Source organism: Tenacibaculum sp. 1_MG-2023 (genome assembly GCF_030547425.1).
In the GTDB taxonomy this organism is placed as follows: domain Bacteria; phylum Bacteroidota; class Bacteroidia; order Flavobacteriales; family Flavobacteriaceae; genus Polaribacter.
This window is the reverse complement of sequence record NZ_JAUORH010000012.1, coordinates 1-15,709: the sequence shown is the minus strand read 5'-3', so window position 1 is coordinate 15,709 and position 15,709 is coordinate 1. Positions and strand designations below refer to the sequence as shown.

Annotated in this window: 14 protein-coding genes; 7 read left to right on the top strand and 7 right to left on the bottom strand. The window is 32.2% G+C overall.

Translation table 11 applies throughout. The features are described from left to right. Positions 1-8: 8 nt before the first annotated feature. The 7 genes from Q4517_RS09510 to Q4517_RS09480 all read right to left on the bottom strand — a co-directional run bounded on the left by Q4517_RS09510 (position 9) and on the right by Q4517_RS09480 (position 9,355). Positions 9-713: a DUF4369 domain-containing protein gene (locus Q4517_RS09510; RefSeq protein WP_303508493.1), complete on the bottom strand. Its 705-nt coding sequence runs from the start codon at positions 711-713 to the stop codon at positions 9-11. Between the two features lie 39 nt (positions 714-752). Then, positions 753-2,060, bottom strand: a complete 1,308-nt coding sequence (locus tag Q4517_RS09505; RefSeq protein ID WP_303508489.1) for a DUF819 domain-containing protein — start codon at positions 2,058-2,060, stop codon at positions 753-755. A 44-nt stretch (positions 2,061-2,104) separates the two neighbouring features. After that, positions 2,105-2,770 (bottom strand): DUF2490 domain-containing protein, encoded by a 666-nt coding sequence (locus Q4517_RS09500; protein ID WP_303508488.1) that lies wholly within the window; start codon positions 2,768-2,770, stop codon positions 2,105-2,107. 137 nt (positions 2,771-2,907) lie between these two features. Further along, positions 2,908-4,827, bottom strand: a complete 1,920-nt coding sequence (locus Q4517_RS09495) for a S9 family peptidase (protein ID WP_303508485.1) — start codon at positions 4,825-4,827, stop codon at positions 2,908-2,910. Between the two features lie 48 nt (positions 4,828-4,875). Next, a complete protein-coding gene (locus Q4517_RS09490; RefSeq protein ID WP_303508482.1) occupies positions 4,876-8,070 on the bottom strand; it encodes a VPS10 domain-containing protein in 3,195 nt (1,064 codons plus the stop codon). A 99-nt stretch (positions 8,071-8,169) separates the two neighbouring features. After that, positions 8,170-8,334: an Arc family DNA-binding protein gene (locus Q4517_RS09485; protein WP_303508479.1), complete on the bottom strand. Its 165-nt coding sequence runs from the start codon at positions 8,332-8,334 to the stop codon at positions 8,170-8,172. Positions 8,335-8,494: 160 nt separating this feature from the next. Continuing rightward, entirely contained in the window at positions 8,495-9,355 is an 861-nt protein-coding gene (locus Q4517_RS09480; RefSeq protein ID WP_303508477.1) for an SPFH domain-containing protein, read from the bottom strand. A 122-nt stretch (positions 9,356-9,477) separates the two neighbouring features. On the opposite strand from Q4517_RS09480, the gene Q4517_RS09475 reads away from it, so the two are divergent. The 7 genes from Q4517_RS09475 to Q4517_RS09445 all read left to right on the top strand — a co-directional run bounded on the left by Q4517_RS09475 (position 9,478) and on the right by Q4517_RS09445 (position 15,582). Continuing rightward, positions 9,478-10,266 (top strand): S1/P1 nuclease, encoded by a 789-nt coding sequence (locus Q4517_RS09475; RefSeq protein ID WP_303508474.1) that lies wholly within the window; start codon positions 9,478-9,480, stop codon positions 10,264-10,266. A gap of 128 nt (positions 10,267-10,394) precedes the next feature. After that, positions 10,395-10,907 (top strand): TlpA disulfide reductase family protein, encoded by a 513-nt coding sequence (locus Q4517_RS09470; RefSeq protein WP_303508472.1) that lies wholly within the window; start codon positions 10,395-10,397, stop codon positions 10,905-10,907. Positions 10,908-10,913: 6 nt separating this feature from the next. Then, on the top strand, positions 10,914-11,534 hold the full coding sequence (locus tag Q4517_RS09465; protein ID WP_303508470.1) for a thioredoxin family protein: 621 nt from the start codon (positions 10,914-10,916) through the stop codon (positions 11,532-11,534). A 115-nt stretch (positions 11,535-11,649) separates the two neighbouring features. Further along, complete coding sequence (locus tag Q4517_RS09460) at positions 11,650-14,148, top strand: M14 family metallopeptidase (RefSeq protein WP_303508469.1); 2,499 nt, start codon at positions 11,650-11,652, stop codon at positions 14,146-14,148. Between the two features lie 114 nt (positions 14,149-14,262). After that, on the top strand, positions 14,263-14,805 hold the full coding sequence (locus Q4517_RS09455; RefSeq protein ID WP_303508466.1) for an REP-associated tyrosine transposase: 543 nt from the start codon (positions 14,263-14,265) through the stop codon (positions 14,803-14,805). A 42-nt stretch (positions 14,806-14,847) separates the two neighbouring features. After that, complete coding sequence (locus Q4517_RS09450) at positions 14,848-15,027, top strand: hypothetical protein (RefSeq protein ID WP_303508464.1); 180 nt, start codon at positions 14,848-14,850, stop codon at positions 15,025-15,027. Positions 15,028-15,030: 3 nt separating this feature from the next. Beyond that, on the top strand, positions 15,031-15,582 hold the full coding sequence (locus Q4517_RS09445; protein WP_303508461.1) for a hypothetical protein: 552 nt from the start codon (positions 15,031-15,033) through the stop codon (positions 15,580-15,582). Positions 15,583-15,709 lie beyond the last annotated feature (127 nt).

The window sequence follows — 15,709 nt, the reverse complement described above, 5'->3', positions numbered from 1 at the left end:
GGGAAATTTTATTTTCCTTCTTTAGCTTTTATATCATCTACAAACTTTTGTAAACGTTTACCATATTCTGATTTTTTAACTTTATCAGTTAAACTATTATTAATAGTATCTAAAAGTTTAATGTTAGCGTCATATAGTTCAGACAACGCAATGTACGGAGCAGCTTCACTATCACTGTTAGCAATCGCAAAGTTTGTAGAGAATAAGAAACGACGACGTATCATTTTCTTATAATCAGCTTCCACTTGCTCTAGTTGTACTTCATCTTTAGCTTGACGAGCCTCAACTTCTTTTTTTACAAAATCTAAACGTTGACCCATAAAACGTTGGTTTATTTTACGGTACTTATTCATTACTTCTTGGTTTTTAGAGCCTTTTATTTCAGGTTTAAAACCAAATTCTTCAATTTTGTCATTTATAGTAATTTCACCTTCTTCACCGAAAAACATAATGTGTTTATCTGTGGTGTTACCGTCAAAAGTTAAGTAATACATTACAGGAGACTCAACATTATCTGTTAGTAGAAATTTATCATCACCTAATAAAGCCATAGAATCAACAGATACTAATAATGTATCCTTCATTTTTTGAAGGTATAAAGTACCTTTTTTTAATCCTTTAACTTGACCTTTAACAACCATGTTTCCTTCTTTCTTAGAGGAACAAGCAAAAGCAACAAGTGCAATTGCGAAAAGAGCAATAATTTTCTTCATTGAATTCAAATTTGTCTGCTGCAAATATGCAGATTTCTCCTAAACTTTTGAGGCTATTTCCATTAAAATTGTACATAGGATTGCACCTACAGTTCCGATAGCGTATCCAAAAACAGCTAATAAAACACCAACAGTAGCTAATGATGAGTGAAAAGCTTGTGCTACAATTGGAGCAGAAGCTGCACCACCAACATTTGCTTGACTTCCTACTGCCAAGAAAAAATAAGGGGCACGAATTAATTTAGCGACTAAGATTAACAATCCTGCATGAATTGCCATCCATACCAAACCAATAAAAATTAAGTTGAAATTATCAAAAATCAACGTTAAGTCCATTTTCATACCAATAGTTGCTACCAGTACATAAATAAAAATACTCCCTATTTTACTAGCTCCTGCACCTTCGTAATTTTTGGCTTTTGTAAAAGATAAGACAACAGCAGTAATGGTTGATATACTAATTAGCCAGAAAAAATTAGAACCTAAGAAAGAGAAAATATTTCTCCAAGTTTGAGATTCCATACTAGCCGTTATAGAAGCAAAGATGTCGCTTAAATATGCACCAGCAAAATGTCCGAAACCAACAGTTCCAAAAGCAATGGCAAGCATAATTATAAAATCAGTTAAAGTTGGAGTTCTTTTTACACTTTGTGTAAAGTTAGAAACTCGAACTTTTAAGTCTTCAATAGCTGAGGTATCTGCTTTTAACCATTTATTAATTTTATCTTTTTTACCGATTCCAATTAAGATGATTGCCATCCAAATATTAGCAACTACAATATCAACAAATACCATTCCTCCATACTTAGCAGGGTTATATTGATAAATTTCTAGCATAGCAGTTTGGTTCGCACCACCTCCAATCCAACTTCCTGCAAGGGTAGAAAGTCCTCTCCATACAGCATCAAATCCAGCTCCACCTACTGTTTCTGGTGAAACAGCTGAGATTAATAAAATAGCGATAGGGCCTCCTATTACAATTCCTACGGTACCTGTGAAAAACATGATTAATGCTTTAGAGCCCAAGTTGAAAATAGCTTTTAAATCAATACTTAAGGTCATTAAAACTAAAGCCGCAGGTAATAGAAATCGGCTAGAAACATAATACAGCTGTGATTTACTTTTTATTACTTCACCTGCAGCATTGGTAGTTTCCCATTCTGGAGAAATAACTCCTAAAGTAGTAAATATTGCTGGGATAAAATAAGCCATGAATAACCCAGGAACTATTTTATAAAACTTGTGCCAAAATCCTGAAGTTTTAGATTCTGTATAAAATACAAAACCTAAAGAAATCATTAAAATACCAAATACTATTGCGTCGTTAGTAAAAGTAGGTTCGTTCATCGTGAAAATTTAATTTTTGCTAAAGTATGAAATAATAGTTACTTCTATTTTCTATGATCAGTACTAATAGCAACACCTAATTGAATTCTATTAAAGTTACCAACTTCGTTTACATTTATCAGTTGATATCCTGCTTGAAGCTTTATAATATTAGATACTTTGTATTTAAAACCAGCTCCAAACCAATTTTGATTATAAGCTTCTCCCTCAAAATCTAAAAAGGTTTCATTGTATAGATATGTAGACCATTTTTCATTGATAGGATGCCCCAAGGCTAATTGATATCGAAAGAAATTGCCAGTGGTCGATTCAAAAAAACGTTGTTCTCCTCTAAAACGATGAGCTAAATTTAAGCTAGCTATTTTATGACTTACATTTAGGTCTTCATAAATACGATGCTCGTTAAAATCACCCGCATCAACATCAAAAGTTCTATCAGTATTTAAGAAGGCATATCCTACAGTAGCACTTATAGTTTTATTGAACTTATAATTACCACCTAAACGTCCAATGAATTGTTGCATGTCGTCTCCAATTTCAAAGAAGCGAAAATGTACCATGGTTTTTAAGCTAAACTTATTAGAAATTTGATGAGATCCGTTGTACATATACCAAACACCGAGTTCTTTTGTTGGGTTGGAAGTTACCGATTGTTGGGCGTAATTGTTTAATGAAAATAAAGTGATAATTAAAAAAGTAAACTTTTTCATAATTGTTAAAGAGGTTGTTTTTTATATTAAAAATCCCCCACATAAATTATATGTAGGAGATTTAAGCGTTATGTAAGCAAAAATAAAAATCAGGTTTCTCTTATGAGAAATTAGGATGTTAAAATTGTATTGCCTGTTTATAAATCATTATTTTTAATAGGCTCTTTTTTCTTTAAATAGGTATCTAAGAATTGTAAGATTTTACTATTAGCTTCTATTTGATTTTCCTTTTTAACAAAACCATGCCCTTCATCATCAAACAGCACATATTCTACAGGAACTCCATTTTTCTTAACTCCAGCTACAATTTCGTCTGACTCCACTTGTAAAACCCTTGGGTCTTTAGCTCCTTGTAACACCATTAATGGTTTAGTTACTTTATCAGTATGGAATAAAGGAGAAATTCTTTTCAATCTTACTGAGTCTGCAGAGTGTGGGTCTCCTAATTCTTTATATAAAGCTTCTCTAAAAGACTCCCACCAAGATGGAATGCTTTTTAAGGTACGCATCCAGTTTGTTACTCCATAGATGTTAACACCTACTGCAAATTCTTCAGGAGTATAAGTTAAAGCAGCCATTGTCATATAACCACCATAAGATCCACCAATAATTCCTATTTTATCAGCATCAATTTCTGGTTGTTTTGCTAACCAATTTTTTCCTTCTACACAATCTTGCAAATCTTTTTCTCCATGGTTTAAATCATCCATAGTAAAAAAGGTTTTACCGTATCCGCTACTGCCTCGATTGTTTACAGCTAAAACAGCATAGCCATGGTTTACTAAATATTGAATTCTAGAACTGAAATTTTGACGTGATTGTCCACCAGGACCTCCGTGAACCCAAACTAAAGCAGGAACTTTAGTATCTTTTGAAGCTTGATGTGGCAAGTAATAGATTGCAGGAATAGTTACTCCATCAAAAGAAGGGTAACGAATTACTTTCGCTTTTACTAAATCTTCGGGGTTAATTTCTTTATTTAATACATCAGTTAGTTGTGTTTGCTTTTTTGTTTTTAAGTCATACACATATAAGTTAGAAGGAGTGTTAGAGCCACCAGCATAAAAACGCATCATGCTTTCATCTCTAGAAAAACCAACACTAGTAATGCTTTTTCCGTTAACATTAGGCAGTTCTATGTTTTTACCAGCATTAACATCATAAACTTCAATTATGTTTTTAGCATCTTCGTTAATATATGTTACTCTGTAGCTACCATTATTGGTAAAGTAACTTCCAGAAATATCCCAGTCTTTAGCTAATACTTTTTCTGTTTCGTTGGTACTAATAGTATATTTCATTAAGGTAGCAAATTCACCTTCAGCATCTGTTGTATAGTAAAACTCAGTATCATCGATAGAAAAATCAGCTGCTGAATTACCACTTAATCTTAGGTTAATTTTGGTGATTACTTTGGCGGTTATATCAAACAAAAATAAATCGCTATCGTTAGTATTAACCGTTTTGCTTAGGGCTAGTATGTTTTTATTGTTTGATATTGCTGCTACGTTATAACCTTCTTTATTTTCATAAATCATTTTAGGAGTAAAAGTTTCAAGATCCATTTCATAGAGATCCATAAAACGATTGTCTCTTTCGTTTGAAGTGAAAAAGAAGCTCTTCTCGTCTTTTGCCCAACCAAAAAAGCCTGCTCTAGCACCTTTAGTAGGTGTTAAGTCTCTAGTGTCCCCATTTAATTCTCTTAAAAAGATGTGGTAGATTTCATCACCATTATTATCCATTCTGAATAACATTCTTTCATCTTTTGGAAAATAAGATGTGGCAAAAACAGATGAACTATCTGATTTTGTAATAGGTTCAAACTCGCCTCCAGATGTTGAAACAGTGTACATGTTGTAAATTCCAGAACGATTACTAGTTACGAGTAGTTTGGAGTTGTCAGGAGAAAAACTTCCTCCAAAAACATTTTCGTTATCCATCATTTGCTCAATAGAATATTTTTTGAGCGTTGTACTGGTTTTATCAGAATCTTTTTTATCCGTTTTACAAGCAACTACCGAAAGGGCAATGGCAAGTAGTAAGAAATGTTTTTTCATAAGTGTATGTTTTGGTTATTAATTTTCGTTTTTAGCAAGCAAGCTCTTTTATTCTAAGCTAAATTGCTTGGTTTCTTTAAAAGGAGATAAATCTATTTTTTCAACTTCAATCTTATATTCTTTCCAATCTTTATCAAAGAAAGCATTGGTTTTTTCTAGTGCTGGTTTTAGTGCTTCTTTAAATTGAATAATTAATTGTTTTTCTGTAGAAGTTTGTTCTCCAAATCTACTATTAACGTATCTGCTAGCTATTCCTAAACGTTGCGTAACATTCATTTCAGGGTTTCGTGTAATACCCTGTCTTTTGTCTACCTTACCTAAATAAACAGCTAAAAGTGTATCTATTTTCTGAACAATATCTTTAGAGTCTTTAATTGATTCTTTGTAAAGTTTTTTGTTTTTTTTAGATAGTTTTTGGTTGAAACTATTTGCAATATTTTTACTCTCAACTAACTGTTTTACTGCGTCAGCTATAATTTTTTGCTGAGCTTCTAGGTCTTTGGCTGCTGTATATTTTTGATCGATTGCGTTTTGAGAAATACGCAGTCTAGGGTCAAATTTTACGGTAATGTTTTGTTCTGATGTTTGGTTACCAAACGTAGCTTTTATTCTGTAAGTACCAGGTTTTACTTGTACCCCCCTAGGTTCTCTTTTTTGTTTTCTGATAGTTCTAGAAGGTCGAGTAACACCTTTTTCACTCATAAACCAAACACCTTTGTGAATTCCGTTTTCTTTAGGAGTTTTTCTTTTAATAGTTCTGATAAGTCTGTTACCATCAAATACCTCAAACTTTATAGAATCCCATTTTATGGTATTCTCGTCTTCTTTTTTAATAGAATTTTTGTCTTTTGCTTCAGGTTTTTTTGCTGATTTTGGTTTATTCACATAAAACTGAACTAAAGCACCACGACCTTTGTTAGTTCCATTAAACATAGCGTCAGCCCCAAATCGGCTACCAGTGGGTTGTTGGTAGGCAGCTTGATAGGCTGTTGGTGGAGTAAATAACTCAATGTTTTTGGTAAGAACATTGTTGTCTTTAGCTACTGCTCTTAGCGGACGAATATCATCCAACACCCAAGCTGCTCTACCAAAAGTACCAATAACTAAATCGTGTTCTCTTGGATGAATTATCAAATCTTTTACAGGAACAGTAGGGAAGCCTTCCGTCCATTTCGTCCATTTTTTTCCTGCGTTGATAGAAATATATAAACCGTCATCAGTTCCTAAGAATAGTAAATTAGGTTCTATAGGGTCTTCAATAATACATTGTGTAAAGCTTCTTACGTCATTTTCATCAACAATACGTTCCCAAGTTGTACCATAATTTTTAGTTCTGTAAGCATAAGGTTTATAGTTAAAACGACGATAATCGTTCGCAACTAGTAAAGCTTCTCCTTTATTTTTGTTAGATGCTTTTATTTGTGTAATCCAACTGTTTTCTGGTAATGCTTTTAGATTTTTGCCAACATTTGTCCAAGTTGTACCTCCATTTTTAGTAATATGTACTTGTCCATCATCAGTAGCAGTCCACAACATATCTTTTTCAATAGGAGATGGTTCAATAACTAAAATGGTACAATGGTTTTCTGCACCGGTTGCATCCATGGTTAATCCACCGCTTTCAGACTGTTTGAGTTTACTTTTATCATTTGTAGTTAAGTCTGGAGAAATAACTTTCCATGTTAACCCTTTATCGGTTGATTTATGCACAAACTGACTTCCAAAATATAGTGTGGAATTATCAAAAGGATCAATATTGATAGCAGCATTCCAATTGAAGCGTAGTTTTACATCGGCATCAGGATGTGTTGGACGAACGGTATAATTATTACCTGTTTTGTAATCGTAACGAGATACATATCCTTGTTGACTCATAGACCAACCATAACGCGAGTTGTCTTTGTCAGGAATTACATCAAAACCATCACCAAAGCTAATTTCTTGCCAATAAGAATTACGAATTCCTTGGGCTTTCCATACATAAGCAGGTCCTCGCCAAGAGCCATTATCTTGCATACCGCCATAAACGTTGTAAGGAAATTCATTATCAACATTAACATGATAAAATTGTGCAACAGGTAAGTTACCAATAAAACGCCAAGTTTTACCTCCATCTTTAGTTATGTTTAGTCCTCCATCATTTCCATCAATCATAAATTTTCCGTTTTTAGAGTGAATCCACCAAGCGTGATGATCTGGGTGAATACCATTATTAGCACCATACGAAGGCATGAGTTGTTTAAAGTTTTTTCCACCATCAATAGAAACATTCACATAGGTGAAAACAGTATATAATTTGTATTCATTTTGAGGGTCTACATAAATTTCTGAATAGTAAAAAGGTCGATTTCCAATCCCTTTTTTGTCGTTGATTTTTTTCCAAGAAAAACCACCATCCTCACTTTTGTATAAGGCATTCTTTTTTGCTTCTACCAAAGCATACACAGTATTTGGGTTTGAAGGAGCGATTGCAACACCAATTCTACCTAGCTCTCCTTTAGGGAAGCCTTCTTTTTCGGTGATTTTTTTCCAGTTTTCACCACCGTCATGGGTAATGTATAATCCGCTTCCTTCACCTCCTGATTTAAAAAACCAAGGGTCACGTTTGTGTTCCCACATGGCTGCTATTAGCTTATTGGGATTGGATGGATCCATAATTAAATCGGCAGCACCAGTTTTGTTATTGTTGAATAAAATTTGTTTCCAAGTTTTACCACCGTCGGTAGTTTTGTATACACCACGTTCTTTATGTTCACCCCAAGGAGACCCAATAGCACCTACATATACAATATCTGGATTGTTAGGGTGTATCACTACACGGTGTATATGACGTGTTCTTTCTAATCCCATCGATTTCCACGATCTACCACCATCCAGAGATTTGAAAATTCCGTAACCACCATTTAAACTATTACGAGGATTTCCTTCACCTGTTCCCGCCCAAATTACGCTAGGATTGGATTGTTGTATAGCTAAAGCACCAATAGAAGCAGTTACTTCTTTATCAAAAATAGGTTCCCATTTAATACCTCCTGAAGTTGACTTCCAAATTCCTCCAGAAGCAGTCCCCACAAACATAATATCAGGATTAGATTCTACTACATCAATAGCAGTAACACGTCCGCTCATACCACCAGGACCAATATTTCTTGGTTTCATGTTTTTGACTAAGTCCATAGAAAACTCTTGTGAAAAAACAGCACAAGAGAAGGTTATAAATAGTAGATAAAAAAGGTTTTTCATAATAGTTAGTTGCTTGTAATTTAAGTTTGTACAATGTACAAAATAGAAAACGCCCAATAAAATTGGACGTTTTTTTTAACAAGTTCTTAAGATTTGTTGTTATTCTTCTTTTTTTTGGGGTTCCCTTTTGGCTTCTTTAAGTGTTTGCATAAGCATCCATTCAATCTGCCCATTGGTAGATCGAAACTCATCAGAAGCCCATTTTTCAATGGCTTTTAACATTTCTTCATTAATACGGAGTGCAAAAGCTTTCTTTTTTGCCATGTTGTGTTTTATAATAGTGTTTTTTTGAAACGCAAAAATGGTTACAAAAATACAATTTCAAAATTCTTTTAATTTATAGTAAAGAGCTCATAAAAATTAAGATATATACTATGGTAATGGTTATAACTTGTGTCACGTTAATTGATTTTGTGTTAATAACTTAATGGTTTAAAGTACCAGCATTTACCACAGGAGAAGCTTCTTTGTCTCCACATAAAATAACTAATAAGTTACTAACCATAGCAGCTTTGCGTTCTTCATCTAAATCAACAATCTCTTTTTTACTTAATTCTTCTAAAGCCATATCTACCATATCAACCGCTCCTTGTACAATTTTATGACGCGCAGCAACAATAGCTGTTGCTTGTTGGCGTTTTAACATTGCACTTGCAATTTCTTGGGCATAGGCTAAGTAACCAATTCGTGCTTCTAAAACTTCAATACCTGCAATGGCTAATCGTTCTTCTAACTCTTTTTCTAAAGCTTCACTTACTTCATTTACACTAGAACGTAGTGTAATATCTTCTTCGTGTCCCTCATCTGCGAAATTGTCGTATGGATACATACTGGCTAATTTTCGCACAGCAGCATCTGTTTGTACACGAACAAAATTCTCATAATTATCAACATCAAAAGCAGCTTTATACGTTTCAGTAACGCGCCATACTAAAATGGTACTTATCATTACTGGGTTTCCTAGTTTATCATTCACCTTTAAACGCTCACTATCAAAATTACTAGCCCTTAACGAAACAGTTTTCTTTTTGTATAATGGATTAGCCCAGTATAAACCATTTTGTTTTACAGTACCTACATATTTACCGAAGAATAATAGAACTTTTGAAGAATTAGGGTTCACTAAAATGAAACCTAAGGCCAAAATAAATGCTAATACAGAGATTAATATAAATATTGGGTTTTCGTTTTTTACTGTTAGAGAGATTCCGCCAATAAAAAGAATAAGTACAATAAAAAACATTATGTACCCATTTGCTGGTTTGATAATTTTTTCTGCTTTCATGTTTGTTTTATTTGAATTGATATTAAAATGATATCATAAAGATATAAATTAAATTTTGTTAAATCCAAATTTTTGATGATTATATTTTATAATTTAGCTTCCGATTATAATTTAAACCATTCATGAAAACAAAATTTTTAATAGTACTAGTTGCATTGTTAGTGAGTATTTCATCAATTGCTAATAACGAAGATGTTTGGGGACCAACGGGTCACAGAGCTACTGGGAAAATTGCAGAAAAACATTTGACTAAGAAAGCTAGAAAGAAAATTGAAAAATTACTACAAGGTGAGAGCTTAGCATTTGTATCTACTTTTGCAGATGAAATAAAATCTGATAGAAAGAAATATGGAAAGTTTTACACTTGGCATTATGTAAACATGCCATTAGATGCTCGTTATGAAGATACTGAAAAAAATCCGAAAGGAGATATGATTACTGGTATAGAGCAATGTGTAAAAGTATTAAAAGATGAAAATAGTTCAATTGAAGACAAACGTTTTTACTTAAAGATGTTAGTACACTTGGTAGGTGATTTACATCAACCCATGCATGTTGGACAAAAAGAAGATTTAGGAGGCAATAAAATTCAGGTTCAGTGGCATGGAAAAGGCTCTAACTTACATAGAGTATGGGATGAGGATTTAATTAATAAGTGGGATATGAGTTATATTGAGTTAGCTGATAATGCAAGAGATTTATCTAAAGAACAAATCAAATTAATTCAAAAAGGAACTGTGGTTGATTGGTTACATGATACACATAAGATTACTAAAGAGGTGTACAAATCTGCTGAAGTAGGAGAGAATTTACGCTACCGTTATTCGTATGTATATTTTCCTGTAGTTAGAGAACAGTTACAAAAAGGAGGTTTACGTTTAGCTAAATTACTGAATGAAATTTTTTGTTAGTACAACAAATAAAGGATAATAAGAAGGGCTCGGAGATTGTATTTCCGAGCTTTTTTCTTGTTAATATTTAGTTAATTCTATCTTTTTAATGTGATAAACAGTTAATTTTGAGAGAAATCGTTTTAAAAATGTTTAGAAGTAAATTCTTACTCATAATTATAGTAATTGCTCTTTTTAGTGGAACAACAGCTAAAGCTCAGGTTAAGAAAATAACCAAAAAAAGTAAAATAACTACGTTAAATTACGAAGAGCTAAAACCGTTTTTACATAAAAATAATGATAAAACGTATGTAGTTAACTTTTGGGCTACGTGGTGTATGCCTTGTGTAAAAGAGTTACCTGCTTTTGAAAAACTTCATAAGAAATATAAAGATAAAAATGTTGAAGTTGTTTTGGTAAGTTTAGATTTTTCTAAGCAAAAAGAAACAAACCTTATACCATTTATCCAAAAGAAAAAACTACAATCTAAAATACTTCATTTTGAAGATTCAAATGAACAATTTTGGATACCTGATATTGCTAAAAATTGGTCTGGAGCTATACCAGCTACGTTGATCTACAATTCCAACAAAAGAAAATTTTACGAACGAACTTTTAGCTATAAAGAGTTACAAAACGAATTACAAACTTTTTTAAACTAAATAATTATGAAGACAATTAAAATAATATTGATGTTATTGGTGGTGGCATCTATTTCAGCATTTACTAGTGATAACTCTAGAGGTTATAAAGTAGGAGATGAAGCTTCTGATTTTACATTAAAAAATATAGATAATAAAATGGTTTCTTTGGCAGATTATAAAGACGCAAAAGGATTTATTGTTGTGTTTACATGTAATATGTGTCCGTATTCTGTAGCTAATGAAGATAGATTAATTGCTTTAGATAAAAAATATAAGAAGAAAGGCTTTCCTGTCATAGCCATTAACCCGAATGATCCAGAAGTATCAAAAGGAGACAGTTTTGAAGCAATGAAAGTACGAGCCAAAGAAAAAGGATTTACATTCCCTTACTTGTTTGATGAAGGACAAAAGGTATATCCAAAATACGGAGCAACTAAGACACCTCATGTATATATTTTAAACAAAAAGAATGATAAATTAATTGTAGAATATATTGGAGCTATTGATGATAGTTCACGTAATGAAGCAAATGTAAAAGAACGTTTTGTTGAAAATGCGGTTAATGCTTTGTTAAAAGGGAAAAAACCAACAAAAACTGATACAAGAGCAATAGGTTGCTCTATTAAAGATAAAAGAAACTGGTAATTGAATATAAAGATTAAAAAGCATGATAAATCTCGCGGATTATGCGAGATTTTGTCTATTAGTATTATTTATTACCTAATTTTATAATCAATCGTAAAATGAAACCAAGAAAATAATGAAGAAATTATTACTATCACTATTATTTATCAGTGCTACATTAACAGCTCAAACTGTCGATTTGAGTTATTATTTACCAAAAGGTATTTCCTATAATCAAAGCATACCTACACCAAAATCTGTTTTAGGACACGAAATAGGGGAGTGGCATGTAACACATGATAAGTTGGTGGAATATATGAAAGCATTGGCAGCATCTTCAAATAGGGTAACACTTGAAAATAGAGGAACAACTTATGAAGGAAGACCTTTAGTGTTACTAACAATTACGTCTTCTAAAAATCATCAAAATTTAGAAGCAATACGAGAAAAGCATATAAAAGCAACAAACAATGCTTCTGTAGATGTTTCTAATAGCCCAATTGTAGTGTATCAAGGTTTTTCAATTCATGGAAACGAAGCAAGTGGTTCAAATGCAGCGTTGGCAGCAGCCTATTATTTAGCATCAGCAGAAGGACAGAAAATAGATGAGTTACTAAATAATTCGGTAATTCTTTTTGATCCAGCAATGAACCCAGATGGTTTGCAACGTTTTGCCTATTGGGCAAATACAAATAAAGCAAATAATATCAATCCTGATCCGAATGATAGAGAATATCATGAAGTTTGGCCAGGTGGAAGAACAAATCACTATTGGTTTGACATGAATCGCGATTGGTTGCCAGTTCAATTACCTGAGAGTAGAGCACGAATTAAAACATTCCATAAGTGGTTGCCTAATATTTTAACCGATCATCATGAAATGGGAACGAATTCAACCTTCTTTTTCCAACCAGGAATTCCGAGTAGAACAAACCCGTTAACACCAAAAATGAATCAAGAGTTAACTAAAGAAATTGCTACGTATCATGCAAAAGCATTCGATAAAATAGGTTCAACATATTACTCAGAGGAGAGTTTTGATGATTTTTACTACGGAAAAGGGTCAACTTTTCCAGATATTAATGGAGGAATCGGGATTTTGTTTGAACAAGGAAGTTCTCGTGGGCATGCACAAGAAAGTGAAAACGGAGTTTTAACGTTTCCATTTACCATTCGAAATCAGTTTACAGCAGCATTATCAACTTTAGAGGCTGCAAAAAGTATGCGAACTAAAATCTTACAATACCAACAAAACTTTTATAAAAATTCAAGAGGTTCAGAAACAAACAAAGCGATAGTATTTGGTGATGAAAAAGATGCGACGAAAACAAATCACTTAGCAGAGGTTTTACAACGTCATCAAATAAAACTCCACGAGTTAAAAGAGGATTTTACATCGAATGGAAAACGTTTCAAAAAAGGGTATAGCTACGTAGTACCTATGAATCAAAAAAATCATCGATTGGTAAGAGCAATGTTTGATGTGCGAACTACATTTAAAGACAGTTTGTTTTATGACGTATCCGCTTGGACGTTTAATCATGCATTTGGAGTTGATTTTGCGGATAATGTTTCATTATCAAAAGCAGGAGTTGAGGTGACTCAACTAAAACCTAAACAAGGAACAATTCAACAAAAAAGTAGTGTGGGATATTTATTTTCTTGGAATGAATACAATACACCAAAAGCGTTGAATACGGTTTTAGAAAAAGGTTTACGAGCGAAGGTAGCGATGAAAAAGTTTGTAAACGATGGCAATTCGTACGACTACGGAACTATTTTTATTCCAGCTCAAAATCAAAAATTAAATGGAAATGAATTATTTGATTTCTTAGGCACAGTAGCGAATGAAAATCATATTGCAATTAAAGGAGTTTCTACAGGGTTGAATGAAGGAATTGATTTAGGAAGTAGAAATTTTGAAGCTGTAAAACAACAAAAAGTAGCGATGTTGGTTGGAAATGGAGTAACAAGTTACGATGCAGGAGAAATTTGGCATTTGTTAGATCAGCGTTACGATATGAAAATTACCAAATTAGATACCGAGTATGCTTCTAGAGTAAACCTTGATAAATACACAACGATTATTGCTCCAAATAGTCGCTCACTTGATAAAAACTTAGTAGAGAAACTAAAAGTATGGGTTCGTAATGGAGGAGTGTTAGTCGGATATAGAAATACGGTAAATTGGTTATCTAACAGAGGATTTATTAATGTAAAGTTTAATAAAACTAAAATAGATTCTATTAATAATGTATCTTTTGAAAATCGTTCGTTACAATTTGGAGCACAGGTAATTGGAGGAGCAATTTTTGAAGCAAAGATTGATCGTTCACATCCAATCAATTTTGGGTATAAGAATGAAAAAATAGCATTATTTAGAAATACCAAACAGTTTATACAACCTGATGCAAAAAGTTTTAACAACCCAATTCAGTACACCAATAATCCGTTATTGAGTGGTTATATTTCAAAAGAGAACTTAAAGGAATTGAAAAATACTGTTCCGTTCAAAACAGGACGCTTAGGTAGTGGAAGAGTAATCATTTTTACAGACAATACCAATTTTAGAGGCTTCTGGTTTGGAACTAACAAGTTGTTAATGAACGCTATTTTCTTTGGAAAGTTGATGTAGAATGAAGTTTAAGTGTAACAAATTTCTAATTAACTCCCCGCTAGCGCGAGCATCCTGCACGTGACGGTATGAGTAATAATAGATAATGAAAGATTAAAAAATAGAATATAAAAAATGAGTAGAAAATATAAATTTCATAACGAATCAGCAGCATACTTTATAAGTTTTGCTACAGTGTATTGGTTAGATATTTTTACTCGACAAGTATATTTTAATGTTTTAGAAGAAAGTATAGAATATTGTAGAAAAGAAAAAGGCATGGAAGTATTTGCCTATTGTTTTATGCCTAGTCATGTTCATTTAATATTTAGAGCAAAAGAAGAAAACCCATCAGAGTTATTAAGAGACTTTAAAGGTTTTACAGCAAGAAAGTTGATTAAAACAATAGAACAACATCCACAAGAGAGCAGAAAAGAATGGTTGCTATGGATGCTAGAAAGAGCAGGAAGTAAAAAGAGTAATGTTAAAAAGCATCAATTTTGGCAACAACATAATAAACCAATAGAATTATGGAGTGAAAAAGTAATACAACAAAAGATAGATTATATACATAACAATCCTGTTGAGAGTGGTTTTGTAACAAATGTTGTAGATTGGAAATATAGTAGTGCAAGAAATTATCAAGACGATCAAACAGTTTTAGAGATAGATATATGAGAAGAGAAGTTAAATTGAGTAAAGAAGACACAAGCGAGACGCTTGCGCCAGCGGGGGGCAGAGATTTGTAAAATCTCTTGTATTCCTGATGAGATGGAAGTATTATTAAAGTCAGGAAAAAAATATAAAGTTATTGATGTAGTTGAAGATTTTATGATTTATGATGTTGATTATTCTCAACAGAATTCGTTTACCAAAGTAATTATTGAATTATTAGAATAAGATATGGATAAGAAAATATTATTATATATAGATAGGGTATTAACTAATCTAAGAAGGCATATTCAAAGAGAAGGCTTGAATAATAGAGAAAGAGATAAATTAGAGTTAAGAATAGAGGTTTTTGAAGAAATAAGAAATGCTTTTGAATGGAAAACATCCAAAGAAGAAAATAAACAAAGTAAAAGAATCTTTCAATTAGCAAAATCTAGAGAACAAGGTTTTGATGTAAAACATCAACTCAATGAAATTAATCTATATTCAAAAATAAGAGAGGTTATTCCATATATAATGGCAGTTAGTTACAAAATTAGCATGGAAGAAAAGCACCTTACAGAAGATTTGTTAAACTTTTGTGAGAAGCAATTAGAGATTATAGATCATTCTACATACAAAAATAAGATATGTTTTCCTTCAAAAAAAGAAGTTGAAGAAGCTTTTAAGTGTTATACAGAAAGAATAAAACTTAATAAAATTCCAACTTTAAAAGTATATAAACAACCAGAAGTAAATAAAAAAATTGAGGAATTATATAAGTTTTTTTTATCCTTGAGTTAAAGGTAGAAAATTATAAAAAAGTTTTAAAGAATGTCTAAAAGTAATTTTATTTTATTGACTTATTAATTTAAAATCTGTATTTTTTTGCTTTAAAATACTGATAAATGGAACAATTTGAAGGTAAAAA

Bases quoted from the DNA above. Each gene is read 5' to 3' on its own strand.
- Q4517_RS09480 (WP_303508477.1), bottom strand. From the start codon at position 9,355: ATGAAAGCAGAAAAAATTATCAAACCAGCAAATGGGTACATAATGTTT.
- Q4517_RS09445 (WP_303508461.1), top strand. From the start codon at position 15,031: ATGGATAAGAAAATATTATTATATATAGATAGGGTATTAACTAATCTA.
- Q4517_RS09500 (WP_303508488.1), bottom strand. From the start codon at position 2,770: ATGAAAAAGTTTACTTTTTTAATTATCACTTTATTTTCATTAAACAAT.
- Q4517_RS09495 (WP_303508485.1), bottom strand. From the start codon at position 4,827: ATGAAAAAACATTTCTTACTACTTGCCATTGCCCTTTCGGTAGTTGCT.
- Q4517_RS09485 (WP_303508479.1), bottom strand. From the start codon at position 8,334: ATGGCAAAAAAGAAAGCTTTTGCACTCCGTATTAATGAAGAAATGTTA.
- Q4517_RS09505 (WP_303508489.1), bottom strand. From the start codon at position 2,060: ATGAACGAACCTACTTTTACTAACGACGCAATAGTATTTGGTATTTTA.
- Q4517_RS09510 (WP_303508493.1), bottom strand. From the start codon at position 713: ATGAAGAAAATTATTGCTCTTTTCGCAATTGCACTTGTTGCTTTTGCT.
- Q4517_RS09490 (WP_303508482.1), bottom strand. From the start codon at position 8,070: ATGAAAAACCTTTTTTATCTACTATTTATAACCTTCTCTTGTGCTGTT.
- Q4517_RS09475 (WP_303508474.1), top strand. From the start codon at position 9,478: ATGAAAACAAAATTTTTAATAGTACTAGTTGCATTGTTAGTGAGTATT.
- Q4517_RS09470 (WP_303508472.1), top strand. From the start codon at position 10,395: ATGTTTAGAAGTAAATTCTTACTCATAATTATAGTAATTGCTCTTTTT.
- Q4517_RS09455 (WP_303508466.1), top strand. From the start codon at position 14,263: ATGAGTAGAAAATATAAATTTCATAACGAATCAGCAGCATACTTTATA.
- Q4517_RS09465 (WP_303508470.1), top strand. From the start codon at position 10,914: ATGAAGACAATTAAAATAATATTGATGTTATTGGTGGTGGCATCTATT.
- Q4517_RS09460 (WP_303508469.1), top strand. From the start codon at position 11,650: ATGAAGAAATTATTACTATCACTATTATTTATCAGTGCTACATTAACA.